The sequence below is a fragment of the Mycobacterium sp. SMC-2 genome, from assembly GCF_025263485.1.
Lineage (GTDB): Bacteria > Actinomycetota > Actinomycetes > Mycobacteriales > Mycobacteriaceae > Mycobacterium.
Genome location: NZ_CP079863.1, coordinates 3,881,540 through 3,896,825 on the forward strand (window position 1 = coordinate 3,881,540; position 15,286 = coordinate 3,896,825).

Genomic DNA, 15,286 nt, shown 5'->3' on the forward strand with positions numbered 1-15,286 from the left:
GATCGGGGTGTCAACCTACGGCAAATTGGGCGGTGAGCACACGCCGCACCCGCCGCAGCGGGGTCGGCGACCGTTGCGCCACCGACATGATGACCGCACCCTCTACGGCGGCAACCGCGGTGGTGGCCAGATCGGCGGCCGCCGATCGCTCCACGCCGGCTTCGCGGAGCAGCTGCGCCAGCAGGCCCTCCCACCTGCTGAAAGCCGCTGCCGCCGCGTCGGCAGCGGCAGGCGCCTCCGCGCGGCCCAACGTCGCCGCGACGATCGGGCAGCCCGCCGTGTAGTCACTGTCGGCCAGCATCGCTTCCCACATCTGCAGGAAGGCGGCCACCGCCCGCGCGGGATCGTCGTCGTGCATGCAGTCCTGGATGGCGGCGGTGAGCTCGGCGCCGGCGGCGTCGGTTGCCGCCTCGACAAGTTCTGGTTTCCCGCCGGGGAAGTTCAGATAGAGCGTTCGGCGTGCCAGGCCGGAGTGGTCGAGCAGCGCCGACACGCTCGCGCCGGCGACCCCGGCGGTCCGAATGAGCGCAATTGCGCTGGCAATCAACCGCTCCCGTGCAGACATCGATCTTCCTCGCCTTCGCCCGTCACCACCCACTTGCGGTAGACCGATTATTCTACTAGATTGCGCAGAATGGTAGACCGATCGATCTACCGAGACGAGGATCGGAGGCTGACGATGTGGAGCAACGCGGCTGACCCCACCACCACCCGGCGGGCCGTCCGGAAGTTTCGCAGGGAGCGCCTCATCGGTCGCTACGTCGCCAATCCCGCCGTGGCATTGCTCGGCCGCCTCGGCATCCGGACGACCTTCGCGACGGAGCTCGAAACGACCGGCCGAAAATCCGGGGTTCGCCGCCGTGTTCCCGTTTCCGCCAACTTCGACGGTGCGGGCGCGTGGGTGATTTCCCAGCACGGGCGACGCTCCGGGTGGGCCCTCAACATCACGGCCGACCCCAAAGTGCGCATCCGGCAAGGCGACCGGTGGCGTTCCGGCATCGCCCGGTTCGAACCCGATGACGACCCAGCGAAGCGGGCCAGCACATTCGCGACGTCGCGGCTGCTGTCGCCAGTCGTCGCGGCGACGTTTCGCGCACTGCAGTCCGACCCGATCAGCGTCCGTATCGACTTCACCGACTGACCCGGGTGCGAGGACGGTGCCGCTTAGCCCGCGAGCAGACGTAAACCTCGCACGGGAATGGTCTTTATGCGCGATCTTGCGTCTGCTCGCCAACTTAACGGAGCTAGCCCTCCAGGTCACCCTCGGTTTCCAGCAGCGCCTGACGCAGGCGAGAGAGCGTTTCCGCTTCCGGTTGTTCCCACATGCCGCGGCCGGCGGCCTCCAGCAGTCGTTCGGCCATGCCGTGCAACGCCCAGGGGTTGGATTCCGCCATGAACTTGCGGTTCTCGGGATCCAGCACGTAGCTCTGGGTGAGTTGCTCGTACATCCAGTCGGCCAGCACGTTCGCGGTGGCGTCGTAGCCGAACAGGTAGTCCACCGTCGCCGCCATTTCGAACGCGCCCTTGTACCCGTGTCGGCGCATCGCCGCCATCCAGCGCGGATTGACGACGCGGGCGCGAAACACCCGCGTGGTCTCCTCGGACAGGGTGCGGGTACGGATCGCGTCGGGCCTGGTGTTGTCCCCGATGTAGGCGGCCGGCGCCTGCCCGGTCAGCGCCCGGACCGTGGCCACCATGCCGCCGTGGTACTGGAAGTAGTCGTCGGAGTCGGCGATGTCGTGTTCGCGGGTGTCGGTGTTCTTGGCGGCCACCGCGATGCGCCGGTACTGGCGGTTCATGTCGTCGACCGCCTCGCGGCCATCCAGGTCGCGGCCGTAGGCGAACCCGCCCCACGCCGTGTACACCTGTGCCAGGTCGGCGTCGTCGCGCCAGTTCCGACTGTCGATCAGCTGCAGCAGCCCGGCGCCGTAGGTGCCCGGCTTGGAACCGAAAATCCTTGTCGTGGAGCGTCGCTGGTCGCCATGCTGAGCCAGGTCGGCCTGCGCGTGCGCGCGCACGTAGTTGTCCTCGGCGGGCTCGTCGAGGCCGGCGACCAACCGCACCGCGTCGTCGAGCATGGTCACCACGTGCGGGAAGGCGTCGCGGAAGAACCCCGAGATCCGCACCGTCACGTCGATGCGCGGACGGCCCAGCTCCGCCAGCGGAATCGGCGCGAGGTCGACGACACGCCGCGACGCGTCGTCCCAGACCGGCCGAACACCCAGCAGCGCAAGCACTTCGGCGATGTCGTCGCCGGCGGTGCGCATCGCCGAGGTGCCCCACACCGACAGCCCCACCGACTGCGGCCACCGCCCATGATCGTTGCGGTAGCGGGCAAGCAGCGAATCCGCCAGGGCCACACCGGCTTCCCAGGCCAGCCGCGACGGCACCGCCTTGGGATCGACGGAGTAGAAGTTGCGGCCGGTGGGCAGCACGTTCACCAGGCCGCGCAGCGGTGATCCCGACGGGCCGGCCGGGATGAAGCGGCCGTCCAGCGCGTTGAGCACCTGCTCGATCTCGGCCGCGGTGCCGGCCAGCCTGGGCACCACTTCGGTGGCCGCGAACCGCAGCACCGCCGCCACCTCGGGATTGTCGGTGATGCGTTCGGCAGCATCGGGATCCCAGCCGCTGGCCTGCAGCGCCGCGACGAGCTCGCGGGCGGCGGCCTCGGCCGAGTCGACGGTCGCCCGTTCGTCGGTGCCGTCCTCGGCCAGCCCCAGCGCCTGTCGCAGGCCCGGCAGCACGTGCTCTCCGCCGAAAAGTTGGCGGGCCCGCAGGATTGCCAGCACGAGGTCGAGTTCGGCTTCCCTCGGGGGCTTTTGGCCCAGTATGTGCAGGCCGTCGCGAATTTGTACGTCCTTGATCTCGCAGAGCCAGCCGTCCACGTGCAGCAGCATGTCGTCGAACGAGTCCTCCGGGGGCCGCTCGGTCAGTCCGAGATCGTGGTCCATCTTGGCGGCCCGGATCAACGTCCAGATCTGTTGGCGGATGGCGGGCAGCTTGCCGGGATCGAGCGCGGCGACGTTGGCATGTTCGTCGAGCAGCTGCTCGAGACGCGCGATGTCGCCGTAGGTTTCGGCGCGGGCCATCGGCGGGATGAGGTGGTCGACGAGCACGGCGTGCGCCCGGCGCTTGGCCTGGGTGCCCTCGCCGGGATCGTTGACCAGGAAGGGGTAAATCAGAGGCAGGTTGCCCAGCGCGGCGTCGGATCCGCAGGCCGCCGACATGCCTAGAGTCTTTCCGGGCAGCCATTCCAGGTTGCCGTGCTTGCCCAGGTGCACCACGGCGTGTGAGCCGAATCCGGTGTCCAGCCAGTGGTAGGCGGCCAGGTAGTGGTGGCTGGGCGGCAGGGCAGGGTCGTGGTAGATCGCCACCGGGTTCTCCCCGAAACCGCGAGGCGGCTGCACCATCAACACCAGGTTGTCCGCTTGCAGTGCGGCGATGACGATTTCACCGTCGGGATCGCCTGTGCGGTCCACGAAGAGGTCGCCGGGCGGAGGGCCCCAATGCCGTATCACCTCGTCCCTGAGCTCGGCGGGCAGCGTGGCGAACCAGTCGCGATACTCCTTGGCGGACAACCGGATCGGATTGCCGGTCAGTTGTCCTTCGGTGAGCCAGTCGGGGTCCTGGCCGCCGCGCTCGATCAACGCGTGGATGAGGGCGTCACCGTCGTTGGCATCCACCCCGGGAAGCTCGCCCACCTGGTACCCGCGCTCGCGCATCGCCCGCAGCAGCGCCACCGCGCTGGCGGGCGTGTCCAGGCCCACCGCGTTTCCGATCCGGGCGTGCTTGGTCGGATAGGCCGAAAACACCAGGGCGACCCGCTTGTCGGTCGGGCCGATATGGCGCAGCCGCGCGTGCCGGACCGCCAGGCCCGCGACGCGCGCGCACCGTTCCGGGTCGGCGACATAGGAGATCAGCCCGTCGTCGTCGATCTCTTTGAAAGAGAACGGGACCGTAATGATGCGGCCGTCGAACTCGGGCACTGCGACCTGGCTGGCCACGTCGAGCGGGCTGAGCCCGTCGTCGTTTTCGCTCCACTGGGCCCGGGAGCTGGTCAGGCACAACCCTTGCAGGATCGGAATGTCCAGGGCCGCCAGGTGTTCGACGTTCCAGCTGTCGTCATCGCCGCCGGCGGACACCGTGGCCGGCTTCAGTCCGCCTGCGGCCAGCACGGTGACCACCATGGCGTCGGCGTCGCCCAGTCGTTGCAGCAGTTCGGGTTCGGCGGTGCGCAGCGACGCGCAGTAGACCGGCAGCGGCCGCCCGCCGGTGTCCTCGATGGCCCGGCACAGCGCCTCGACGTAGCCGGTGTTGCCGGCCAGCTGCTGTGCGCGGTAGTACAGGACGGCGATCGTGGGACCGTCAATGTCGCAGGCGTTTGGCCGCTCCAGCTCGCCCCAGGTCGGTGTGACGACGGGCGGGCTGAACCCGAACCCCGTCATCAGCACAGTGTCGGACAGGAACGCGTGCAGCTGGCGCAGGTTTTCCACGCCGCCGTGCGCCAGGTAGATGTGCGCCTGCACCGCGATGCCGGCGGCGAGCGTGGACAGGCCGGTCAGCTCGGCGTCGGCGGCCTGCTCGCCGCTGACCAACACCGTCGGCACACCGCTGGCGAGCACCGTGTCGATGCCGCCCTGCCAGGCGCGGTATCCGCCGAGGATGCGGACCACCACGATCGAGGTGTCGGCCAGCAGGTCCGGCAACTCGCTCTCGTCCAGGCGCGACGGGTTGGCCCACCGATAGTTCTTCCCGCAGGAACGGGCGCTGATCAGGTCCGTATCGGACGTCGACAGCAACAGAATGGTCGGCTCAGCCACCCCTCATTCGTACCGGAACGTCGCCGCGATGCGACCGGCGACCTCGTCGGCCATGCGCTGCGCCGCCTCGCTGGTTCCGGGTACGTAGCGATCCGCGGCTTCGTCGTAGTCGGCGCCGGCGATCGTTCCGTGGTCGGCGTCCGGCTCCACCAACTCGACCGGCCAGCCGACCCGCCGGAGGCCGGCGGCGAACTCCCTGCTGGCCGTCGCTGGCACGACGCCATCAGCCCGGCCATGCAGCAACGTGAACGGCGTACCGACACGATGCGGCGAGAGTTGCTCGGTCACGCGTGCACCGAAAATCGGATCGGGGACCATGAAAGCGCCCGCCAGGCAAACCGTGTGCGCCAACGGCACGTCGGCGCGGAGGGTCAGGGCCGCCGCGGCGACACCTCCCATCGACCACCCGACGAGCACGATGGCGTCGGGGTGGCCGGCGCGCTCCCGGGTGAAGTCGAGCGATCCCAACAGATCCGAGCGCCCGCCGTCGTCGGCGTGGGAGTTCCAGTCCGGCGCCACCACCGCGGCCCCGTGGTCGGCGAGCCTGCCGGCGAGGGGACGGAAGGCGGCGCGGGCGTCGGTCTGCATGCCGTGCCACAACAAGACCGTGGGCTGCGCCGAGTCACCGTAGACATCGGCCAAGCGTCCCCGGGCGTATTCCACTGTCCTCACGCGCACGAGTGTGCCCCGGATGTCGTCGACGCAATCACCTAGCGCTTTTTGACCTGGCCTGAGGGCCCGCGCGCGCCCTGGCCGTACCGTGGACGGGTGGCCAGGATGCGCGACACCGACGCATGCCCGGGTGCGCTGCAGGTGCACCGGGCGGCCGACGGCGCCCTGGCGCGGATCCGGCTGCCCGGCGGCATGCTCACCGCCGCTCAGCTGGCGGCGCTGGCGCGGGTGTCCAGCGAGCACGGGTCGGCGACGCTGGAGCTCACCGCCCGCGGCAACGTGCAGCTGCGCGGGATCACCGAAGTGACGGCAGCGGCCGACGCGATCGCCAATGCCGGGCTCTTGCCCTCAGCGACACACGAGCGGGTCCGCAACATCGTCGCGTCGCCGCTGTCCGGCCGGGCGGGCGGAAATGTCGACGTGCGGTCGTGGGTCGCCGCGCTGGACGCGGCGATCTGCGCCGAGCCGAGCCTGGTCGAGCTGGGCGGCCGGTTCTGGTTCAGCGTCGACGACGGGCGCGCCGACGTCTCGGGGCTGTGCGCCGACGTGGGCGTGCACGCCCTCCCCGACGGCTGCGCGCTACTGCTTGCCGGATGCGACACCGGTGTCCGGCTGGCGGCCGGTGAGGCGGTCGAGACGCTGGTGACCATCGCGACACGGTTTGCAATTACACGCGGGACCGCTTGGCGCATCAAGGAATTGGACAATATCGAAAGCCTGCAGCCCGGCGCCGAACTCAGCCTCGCCCCGTTTCCCGCGGTCACCAGGCCGCCGGTGGGCTGGATCGACCAGGACGACGGCCGGGTGGCGCTCGGCGCCGCGGTACCGCTGGGGGTGCTGTCCGCGCGCGTCGCGGAGTACCTGGCGGCGATCGAAGCACCCCTGGTGATCACGCCCTGGCGGTCGGTGCTGGTGTGTGATCTCGACGAGGCCGTCGCCGACGTCGCGTTGCGGGTGCTGGCGCCGTTGGGCTTGGTCTTCGACGAACACTCCCCGTGGCTCAACGTCAGCGCCTGCACCGGCAGCCCCGGGTGCGCGCATTCGCTCGCCGATGTGCGGGCCGACGCCGCCCGGGCGCTCGACACGGATACGGCAGTGCATCGTCACTTCGTCGGCTGCAACCGCGCATGCGGGAGCCCCCTTGCCGGCGAGGTGCTGCTGGCGACCGCCGACGGATACCGCCAGCTACGGTAATCGGGTGCTCGACTACGTCCGCGACGCGGCGGAGATCTACCGCCAGTCGTTCGCGACCATCCGCGCCGAAGCCGATCTGACCCGGTTTCCGGACGACATCGCGCGGGTTGTGGTCCGGTTGATCCATACCTGCGGGCAGGTCGACGTCGCCGAGCACGTCGCATTCACCGACGACGTCGTCGCACGCGTCGGCGCCGCCCTGCGCAGCGGCGCCCCGGTGCTGTGCGATTCGTCGATGGTGGCCGCCGGGATCACCGGCGCGCGGTTGCCGGCCGGCAACGAGGTGGTTTCGCTGGTGGCCGATCCGCGCGCCGCCAAACTGGCCGCGCGCCGGCACACCACTCGATCGGCGGCGGGGGTGGAGCTGTGGGCCGACCGGCTGCCCGGAGCCGTGCTGGCGATCGGCAACGCGCCGACCGCCCTGTTCCGGCTGCTCGAGCTGGTCGACGAGGGGGTTTGTCCGCCGGCCGGGGTCCTGGGTGGGCCGGTCGGATTCGTCGGGTCGGCTCAGTCCAAGCAGGAGCTCATCGATCGTCCGCGCGGGATGTCGTATCTGGTGGTGCAGGGACGCCGCGGCGGCAGCGCCATGGCCGCCGCCGCCGTCAACGCGATCGCGAGCGACCGCGAATGACCGCCCGGGGGACGCTCTGGGGCGTCGGGCTGGGGCCGGGGGACCCGGAACTGGTGACCATCAAGGCGGCCCGAGTGATCAGCGAGGCGGACGTGGTGGCTTACCACAGCGCCCGGCACGGCCGCAGCATCGCGCGCGGCATCGCCGAACCGTACCTGCGGCCGGGCCAGATCGAGGAGCACCTGATCTACCCGGTGACCACCGAGGTGACCGACCATCCCGGCGGTTACGCCGGGGCGCTCGAAGATTTCTACGTCAAAGCCAGCGCGCGCATCGCCGCGCACCTGGACGCGGGCCGCAATGTGGCGCTGCTCGCCGAGGGTGACCCGCTGTTCTACAGCTCCTACATGCATCTGCACACGCGGCTGACGCGGCGGTTCAACGCCGTCATCGTGCCGGGTGTGACGTCGGTGAGCGCCGCCTCGGCGGCCATCTCGACGCCATTGGTGGCCGGCGACGAGGTGCTCTCGGTGTTGCCCGGCACGCTGCCGGTCGCCGAGCTGACCCGCCGTCTGGCCGACGCGGACGCCGCGGTGGTGCTGAAACTGGGTCGCTCGTATCATGCTGTGCGGGAAGCGCTTTCGGCATCCGGTCAACTGGACGACGCGTACTACGTCGAGCGGGCGAGCACGGCCGGGCAGCGCATCCTGCCGGCTGCCGACGTCGACGAGTCCGGTGTGCCGTACTTCTCGCTCGCCATGCTGCCGGGCGGGCGGCGCGGACGGCGGTCGCCGACGGCCGGCACCGTCGCGGTGGTGGGCCTGGGACCCGGCGACAGTGACTGGATGACGCCGCAAAGCCGGCGCGAGCTGGCCACCGCCACCGACCTGATTGGTTACCGCGGTTACCTGGACCGCGTTCCGGTGCGTGACGGCCAACGGCGGCACCCCAGCGACAACACGGACGAGTCTGCGCGTGCCCGACTGGCGTGCACGTTGGCCGAGGAAGGGCGGGCCGTGGCGGTGGTGTCCTCGGGGGACCCCGGCGTGTTCGCGATGGCCACCGCCGTGCTGGAAGAGGCCAAAGAGTGGCCGGGAGTGCGGATCCGGGTGATTCCGGCGATGACGGCCGCGCAGGCCGTCGCCAGCCGCGTGGGCGCTCCGCTGGGCCACGACTACGCGGTGATTTCGCTGTCCGACCGGCTCAAGCCGTGGGAGATCATCGCCGAGCGGTTGGCCGCCGCGGCCTCCGCCGATCTGGTGCTGGCCATCTACAACCCGGCGTCCAAGACGCGAACGTGGCAGGTCGGCGCGATGCGCGACCTGCTGCTGGAACACCGCGAGCCCGGGACACCGGTGGTGATCGGCCGCAACGTTTCCGGGCCCGACGAGCAGGTCCGCGTGATGCGGTTGGCCGATCTCGATCCCGCCGAGGTGGACATGCGCTGCCTGCTGATCGTCGGTTCCTCGCAAACGCAGTGGCATTCAGACGATTTCGGTGACCGGGTGTTCACGCCCCGGCGCTACCCACTCGGCTAGTCGTTGCCCCAGCTGCTCGGCATCATCGGTACGGTGGGTCCGTCGCCCAGCCCGACGCGGGTCAGCGTCGCCAACCCGGCTGGCTGGTCGAGGCCCGATCTGGTTGCGGCCCCGGCGAATCCGACCGGTCCCCCACCCTGACCCGAGGGGTGCACGGCCTCCGGCCCTTCGTCGTCCCGGCCCGAATTCTCCTCCAGATCCATGAATTCGTAACGGTACGCGCGGTCCGTGGCGGTCCCGGCGCGGCGCCGCCGGGCCCGGGCCCTCTTCCTAGCCGCTGCCTCCGCGGCGGCCGCGGCGGGTGCCTCGACGTCGTCGGGCGCCGGCTCCTCCGACTTGCGACGCGCCCGGCCGCTGGCGCTGCCGCGCGCCGCCAGCCCCGACAAGCCGACGGCGTACAGAGTGTCGGACATGCCCGCGCCGATGCCGTCCGTGCCTGTCGGACCGAAACCCACCGCGGGCCCGCCGCCGACCGGTCCGCCACCGGCCGGTGTTGCTACGGCCGATGCGGGGGCGCTGGACATCGTCGGGGCGTTGCTGACACCCGCCGGGGCGGTACCGGGCGCCGGAGCCGGCGCGGGCACCGTCGGCGCGGGCGCGGCCGCCGGCAGCGGGGCGGCAACCGAGAGCGGGACCGCGACGCTGACCGCGGTGACCGCTGCCGCCGCGCCGCCAGCCGCCGCGGCGCCCAGGGCGGAAACGACCATCGGCGCGAGCACGACCGCCATTTGGATGGCGGCCTGCATGAAGGGCCAGAAGATCATCAGGGTATGGAAGATGGCCCACCCGAGCGCAGTGGAGAGGGCCGGCGAGAATCCCAATTGGCCGAAGAACGAGGCGAGCCCGTTGACGAACGGCACCGGCGGGAACGGCCAGCCGCCGGGGTTGAGGTCTTTGGACACCGGCCAGGCGAAGTTTTTGGTGTACTGCTGCAGCCACGCCGTGAGCTGGTCCTGCCAGGCCGGATAGGTCCGTGCCGGCTGCTGGGTGTCGGCGGCGTGGGCCGTCGCAGTGCCGGCCTCCGCGCCCGGGGTGACGATCGGCGGCGCGGGCGTCGTGGTGGGGACCGCCGCCAGGGCGGAGTCATTGACGGCCTGGTATGTGGTCATCGTCGTCGCCGCTTGCACCCACATGCGCGCGTAGTCGGCCTCGTTCACGGCGATGGGAATGGTGTTGACGCCGAAGAAGTTCGTCGCCACCAGCGCCGCATGGGTCGCGTGGTTGGCGGCGAGCTCGGGCATCGTGGGCATGGCGGCCAGCGCCGAGGTGTACGCACCGGCCGCCGTCTGGTGCAGCGCGGCAGCGGTCGTGCTTTTTGCCGAGCTTTCGAGCAGCCAGGTCAGATACGGGGTGTGGGCGGCGACGTACTGCTCGGCGCTTGGTCCCACCCATGCGCCCCCCTGCACCCCGGCCAGGACCCCAGTGAGCTCCTCTGCGGCCTCGGCATATTGGGCGCCGATCGACGACCACGTCGCGGCGGCGGCGAGCAGGGGCCCGGGTCCGGGGCCGCTGCTGAGCAAGGTCGAGTGCACCTCGGGCGGGAACGCGATCCAAATCGGGGCGGTCATCGGCGGGGGCCTTCGGGCACGAACACGAATACCTCTTCGGTCGGGGCGGCTTACGGTCAGTGGTCGGTTTGCCGGACCGATTAGTTCCCGCCGGTTGATTTCGCGTGCTCTTTGCGCCGGGACCGGGCATACGCAACGATGCAGGGATGCGGTGTGACGCGGCGCGTGAAGCGCTTTCGGCTCGACTGGACGGCGAACGCCCCCAGGCGCTCGCGCAGCAGGTCGACGCCCACCTCGAATCGTGCCGGCGTTGCCGCGCCTGGCTCATCGGCGCCGCCGCGCAGACCCGCCGGTTCTCCTCGGTTGAGCCGGTCGACGGACCCGACCTGGTCGCGAAAATCATGGCGAACGTCGGCGCGGAGTTGTCCGGGCGTCAGCGCAGGATGCGCTGGCTGCGCTCGCACTACCGGCGGTGGGGCCTGATCGGAGTCGGTCTTTTTCAGGTGGCGATCGCCGCCGCGCAAATCAGCGGCATCGATTTCGGCATGGTGTCGAGTCACATGCACGGTGCGATGTCCGGAGAGCACCTGATGCACGAGTCGACCGCATGGTTGCTGGCGCTGGGCCTGGCGATGGTCGCCGCCGGCGTCTGGCCCGTCACCGCGATTGGGGTGGCCGCGATTACGGGCGTCTATTCGGTCGCGCTGTTGGGTTACGTGGTGATCGACGCCTTCGCCGGCGACGTCACCGCAACGCGCATCGCCAGCCACATGCCGTTGCTATTGGGCCTCGCGTTCGCGCTGTTGGTGGCCCGGGAACGGGTCAGGTCAGACCGGGCGTCCGCCGATGCGGCAGACGCCGGTCACCCCGGCTGGCCCGTGGAGTCCGTCGCCGCACGACGGCGCGGTCACCTCCGGCCCATCAACCGGTCGGCGCTTCACCCCGCCGCAGCCGCTACGACAGACCGTCGTAGACTCAGTCAGCCCGCGAAACGAAGGTGGTTCGCCATGACCGCGTCAAGCGATGACGAGGCCGTTACCGAGCTCGCCTTGGCCGCCGCGCGTGGAAATGACCGGGCGCTCGAGGCATTCATCAAGGCCACCCAGCAAGACGTATGGCGGTTCGTCACATACCTGTCGGACGCGGGCAGCGCCGACGATCTGACTCAAGAGACTTTCCTGCGCGCGATCGGCGCCATCGAACGGTTCTCCGGGCGCTCGAGCGCCCGGACGTGGCTGCTCTCCATTGCGCGCCGGGTTGTCGCGGACCACATCCGCCACGTCCAGTCGCGGCCGCGCGCCGCCCCGGGCGCCGACCCGGAACAGGTCCTGCGCGCTGACCGCCACGCCCGTGGATTCGAAGACCTGGTCGAGGTCACGACCATGATCGCGAGCCTCACCGCCGAACAGCGGGAAGCCTTGTTGCTCACCCAGTTGCTCGGGCTGCCCTACGCCGACGCCGCCGCGGTGTGCGGCTGCCCGGTGGGCACCATCCGGTCCCGCGTCGCACGCGCCCGTGACGCGCTGCTGGCCACCGACGCCGAGCGCGACGACCTGACCGGTTAGTCCAGTTGGGTGACCCATTCGGCGGCCTCGTCGACGCTGCCCACCGCCATCACCCCGGTCGGTAGCGGCGGCCGCGCCACCATCATCACCGGAATGCCCAGCGCCGCAGCGGCGTCCAGCTTCGCCCGCGTCATCTGCCCGCCGCTGTTCTTGGTGACCAGGGTGTCTATGCGGTGTTCCCGCATCAGCGCGAGCTCGCCGTCGTAGCGATACGGGCCGCGGGATAGCAGCAACTGATGGCGGCGCGGCAGCGAGCCAGGGGCGGGTTCGGTGACCGCGCGGATCAGAAACCACGCGTCGCTGTCCGCGAAGGCCTTTGTCCCCGAGCGTCCGGTGGTGAGAAACACCCGCGAGAATGATTGTCGCGCAACGGCTTCCGCGGCTTTGGTGTCCGATTCCACCACGATCGCATCGCCGGGGTCCCACGCCGGGCGGGCCAGCACCAGATGCGGGATCTGCAACTCGGCGCAGACTTGGGCGGCGTGTGCCGTCATCCTCGCCGCGAACGGGTGCGTCGCGTCGATCACCGCATCGATTCGTTCGTTACGCAACCAGCGGCGTAGGCCTTCGACGCCGCCGAAGCCGCCGATGCGAACCGGGCCGACCGGCAAGGCGGGGTCGGGCACCCGGCCCGCCAGCGAGCTGACGATGTCGAGGCGCGGGTGTAAGGCCTTCGCCAGCGCGCGACCTTCGGCGGTGCCCCCCAGCAAGAGCACTCGCATCAGTGCCCGCTCCCCCGCACCCGCCCGGTCGAATACAGGTAGCTGTCGGTGAACCCCTCGGCGGCGAGGACGTCGCCGACGATGATCACCGCCGTCTTCGTGATGTTGGCCTGGTGCATCTGGTCGGCGATGCCGGCGAGCGTCCCGCGCAGCACCACTTCTTGCGGCCAACTCGCGAAAGCGACGACCGCAGCGGGCGTTTCGGGGCGATATCCGCCTTCGAGAAGTTGCGGCACGATGGCATCGACCTGGGCGGCCGCCAGGTGCAGCACCAGCGTGGCGCCGGAACGAGCCAGGGTGGGCAGGTCTTCACCGGGCGGCATAGCCGTCGACAGGGTGGCGACCCGGGTCAGCGTCACGGTCTGCGCGACGCCGGGAACCGTGAGCTCGCGCTTGAGCGCGGCCGCCGCCGCGGCAAACGACGGTACGCCAGGGACGATTTCGTAGTCGATGCCCAGCCCGTCGAGTCGGCGGCATTGTTCGGCCAGCGCGCTGTAGAGCGAGGGGTCGCCCGAATGCAGCCGCGCCACGTCGTGGCCGGCGGCGTCGGCGTCAGCCAGTTCGGTGATGATCTGCTCCAGCGTCAGCGGGCCGGTGTCAATGACTTTCGCCCCGGGCGGACACAGCGCCAGAAGATCGTCGGGCATGATCGAACCCGCATACAGGCACGTTTCGCACCTTTCGAGGAGCCGTTGCCCGCGGACCGTGATCAGGTCGGCGGCGCCCGGGCCCGCGCCGATGAAATAGACCGTCATTTCGTCACCGTCCACTGCGTGACCGGCATCTGCGGGCGCCATCCGGTGAAACCGCCGAGCGGCTCACCCTGATAAAGCTGGAAGCGGCGCAGGAGACCTCCCAGGCGCGAATGTAACTGCGCCAAAGTGGATTCGGATTCCGCGGTGACCGCGTTGGCGACGAGACGGCCTTGCGTTGGCAAGGCGTCCAGGCACGCGTCGAGCAGGCCGGGCTGGGTGAGGCCGCCGCCGATGAAGATTGCCGACGGCGGATCGAGGCCGCCGAACCCTTCCGGCGCGCCACCGCGCACGTCGATGGGAGCGCCGAAAGCCGCGGCGTTCGACCCGATGTTGTGGCGGCGTCGTTCGTCGCGCTCGAATGCGACCGCGCTGCAACCGCTCCAACTCAGGCACCACTCGACGCTGATGCTGCCCGAGCCCGCGCCGACGTCCCATAGGCGTTCGCCCGGGCGCGGGGCCAGCGCTGCCAGCGTCACCGCGCGGATTCCGTGTTTGGTGATCTGCCCGTCGTGGACGAACACGTCATCCGGCAGCGGCGACAGCCGTTCGTCGGGCAGGTATCGGATGGCGATGACGTTGAGGTCGTCGACGCCCTGGGGCGGGTCCTCGGCCCATTGGCGCGCCGTGCCGTCGCGGCGGTGTTCGGTTAAGCCACCGAGGTTTTCGAGGACGGTGAGTGTGGAATCGCCGCGGCCGTGCGCGTTGAGCAGTGCGGCGAGTTCCTTCGGTGTGGCGCCGTTTTTGGACAGCACGATCGCTTGGCCGCCGCGGCGTATCGCGGTGTGCGACTGCGCGGTGACGAGGCTGATCACCTCCGTGTCGTGAACGTTCCAGCCCATCCGCGCGCACGCCAGCGTCACCGAGGACACGTGTGGCAGCACCCTGACTCGGTCGGGGCCGTACAGCCGGATCAGCGTGCCCCCGATGCCGTGCAGGAGCGGGTCGCCGCTGGCCACCACGTGGACGTCGTCGGCGTGGTCGTCGAGCAACGTCTGCAGCGCGGGCAACATCGGCGAGGGCCACTGCCGACGGGGCGCGGTCACGGTCTCGTCGAGCAAGCCCAGTTGCCTTTGGGACCCGTAAACTATTGTCGCCCTTCGCAGTTCACTGCGTGATGCTTCGGCGAGCCCGGCCATGCCGTCGGCTCCGATGCCGACCACGATGATCATCGCGGCATCCGGCGCCAGACGAATTGCGGCAGCATCCGCATCACGGCCGAGGCGGGCCCCAACGCCCACGGGATCCACACCGTGCGTCGGCCCTTGGCCAGCGCACGGGCGGTCGCCGCGGCCACCTGCGGGGGCGTGCTGGCCAGCGGCGCGGGCGTCATCCCCTCCGTCATGCGACCGACCACAAAGCCCGGCCGGGCGATCAGCAGCCGAACGCCCGTGTCGTGCAGCGCGTCGGCCAAGCCGCTGGCGAAGCCGTCCAGCCCGGCCTTGGCCGATCCGTAGACGTAGTTGGCGCGACGCACGCGCGCGCCGGCGATCGAGGAGAACACCACCAGTTGGCCGCGGCCAGCCCCGCGCATCGCGGCGGCGAGGTGGGTGAGCATGCTGACCTGGGCGACGTAGTCGGTATGCACGACCGCCACCGCGTGTCCGGCGTCGGTCTCGGCGCGGGCCTGGTCACCGAGGATTCCGAAGGCGAGCACCGCCGTCCCGATGGGTCCGTGATCGGCGACGACCGAGGCGACCAGCGGGCCGTGCGAGGCGAGGTCGTCGGCGTCGAACTCGACCCCGTGCACCGCCGCCGCACCCGCGGCGTTCAGCGCAGCGACCTGCTCGTCGAGTTGATCGGCCTTGCGCGCGGCCAGCACCACCGTCGCCCCGGGCGCCAGGAGGCGCGCCAACTCGACGCCGATCTCGCTGCGGCCGCCCAGGACTAGTACTGGTCCTGCGCCCGTGTCGTCCACGGCTGCGATTATGACCTGCGCTAGCG

General features: G+C 70.4%; 13 protein-coding genes and 1 pseudogene. 6 read left to right on the top strand and 8 right to left on the bottom strand.

Annotated elements, in window-relative coordinates:
• Nucleotides 1-10 precede the first annotated feature (10 nt).
• The gene (locus KXD96_RS18120) at nt 11-565 is read right to left on the bottom strand and encodes a TetR/AcrR family transcriptional regulator (protein ID WP_260738403.1); all 555 of its coding nucleotides are present in this window, start codon (nt 563-565) and stop codon (nt 11-13) included.
• A gap of 69 nt (nt 566-634) precedes the next feature.
• On the opposite strand from KXD96_RS18120, the gene KXD96_RS18125 reads away from it, so the two are divergent.
• Nucleotides 635-1,141 (top strand): nitroreductase/quinone reductase family protein, encoded by a 507-nt coding sequence (locus KXD96_RS18125; RefSeq protein ID WP_313901588.1) that lies wholly within the window; start codon nt 635-637, stop codon nt 1,139-1,141.
• 103 nt (nt 1,142-1,244) lie between these two features.
• Here KXD96_RS18125 and cobN read toward each other — a convergent pair whose 3' ends face one another.
• Both cobN and KXD96_RS18135 read right to left on the bottom strand, forming a co-directional pair.
• The gene (gene cobN, locus KXD96_RS18130; protein WP_260738405.1) at nt 1,245-4,820 is read right to left on the bottom strand and encodes a cobaltochelatase subunit CobN; all 3,576 of its coding nucleotides are present in this window, start codon (nt 4,818-4,820) and stop codon (nt 1,245-1,247) included.
• A 3-nt stretch (nt 4,821-4,823) separates the two neighbouring features.
• Entirely contained in the window at nt 4,824-5,492 is a 669-nt protein-coding gene (locus KXD96_RS18135) for a S9 family peptidase (RefSeq protein ID WP_260738407.1), read from the bottom strand.
• A 96-nt stretch (nt 5,493-5,588) separates the two neighbouring features.
• Here KXD96_RS18135 and cobG point away from each other — a divergent pair, with 96 nt between their 5' ends.
• The 3 genes from cobG to KXD96_RS18150 are packed head-to-tail and all read left to right on the top strand — an operon-like array spanning nt 5,589 to nt 8,795.
• Entirely contained in the window at nt 5,589-6,686 is a 1,098-nt protein-coding gene (cobG, locus tag KXD96_RS18140) for a precorrin-3B synthase (RefSeq protein WP_260738409.1), read from the top strand.
• 4 nt (nt 6,687-6,690) lie between these two features.
• Entirely contained in the window at nt 6,691-7,317 is a 627-nt protein-coding gene (locus tag KXD96_RS18145; RefSeq protein ID WP_260738411.1) for a precorrin-8X methylmutase, read from the top strand.
• Nucleotides 7,314-8,795, top strand: coding sequence for a precorrin-2 C(20)-methyltransferase (locus KXD96_RS18150; protein WP_260738414.1), 1,482 nt, complete (start codon nt 7,314-7,316; stop codon nt 8,793-8,795). Before KXD96_RS18145 ends, KXD96_RS18150 begins: the two co-directional genes overlap by 4 nt.
• Here the strand turns inward: KXD96_RS18150 and KXD96_RS18155 are convergent.
• Nucleotides 8,792-10,363, bottom strand: coding sequence for a PPE family protein (locus KXD96_RS18155; RefSeq protein ID WP_260738416.1), 1,572 nt, complete (start codon nt 10,361-10,363; stop codon nt 8,792-8,794). The genes KXD96_RS18150 and KXD96_RS18155 overlap by 4 nt on opposite strands.
• 146 nt (nt 10,364-10,509) lie before the next feature.
• Between KXD96_RS18155 and KXD96_RS18160 the strand changes: the two are divergent.
• A pseudogene (locus tag KXD96_RS18160) lies at nt 10,510-11,130 on the top strand (DUF2275 domain-containing protein); the annotation flags it as partial.
• Nucleotides 11,131-11,310: 180 nt separating this feature from the next.
• A complete protein-coding gene (gene sigC, locus KXD96_RS18165) occupies nt 11,311-11,868 on the top strand; it encodes an RNA polymerase sigma factor SigC (RefSeq protein WP_260745436.1) in 558 nt (185 codons plus the stop codon).
• On the opposite strand, the gene KXD96_RS18170 is transcribed toward sigC, so the two are convergent.
• Genes KXD96_RS18170 through KXD96_RS18185 form a run of 4 tightly spaced genes read right to left on the bottom strand, consistent with a single transcriptional unit; the run spans nt 11,865 to nt 15,260 of the window.
• Entirely contained in the window at nt 11,865-12,593 is a 729-nt protein-coding gene (locus KXD96_RS18170) for a cobalt-precorrin-6A reductase (protein WP_396878833.1), read from the bottom strand. The two genes, sigC and KXD96_RS18170, sit on opposite strands and share 4 nt — an antisense overlap.
• Entirely contained in the window at nt 12,590-13,345 is a 756-nt protein-coding gene (gene cobM, locus KXD96_RS18175) for a precorrin-4 C(11)-methyltransferase (RefSeq protein ID WP_260738420.1), read from the bottom strand. Before cobM ends, KXD96_RS18170 begins: the two co-directional genes overlap by 4 nt.
• A complete protein-coding gene (cbiE, locus tag KXD96_RS18180) occupies nt 13,342-14,514 on the bottom strand; it encodes a precorrin-6y C5,15-methyltransferase (decarboxylating) subunit CbiE (RefSeq protein ID WP_260738423.1) in 1,173 nt (390 codons plus the stop codon). The genes cobM and cbiE overlap by 4 nt, the downstream gene beginning before the upstream one ends.
• On the bottom strand, nt 14,511-15,260 hold the full coding sequence (locus KXD96_RS18185; protein WP_260738424.1) for an SDR family NAD(P)-dependent oxidoreductase: 750 nt from the start codon (nt 15,258-15,260) through the stop codon (nt 14,511-14,513). Before KXD96_RS18185 ends, cbiE begins: the two co-directional genes overlap by 4 nt.
• Nucleotides 15,261-15,286: the final 26 nt, after the last annotated feature.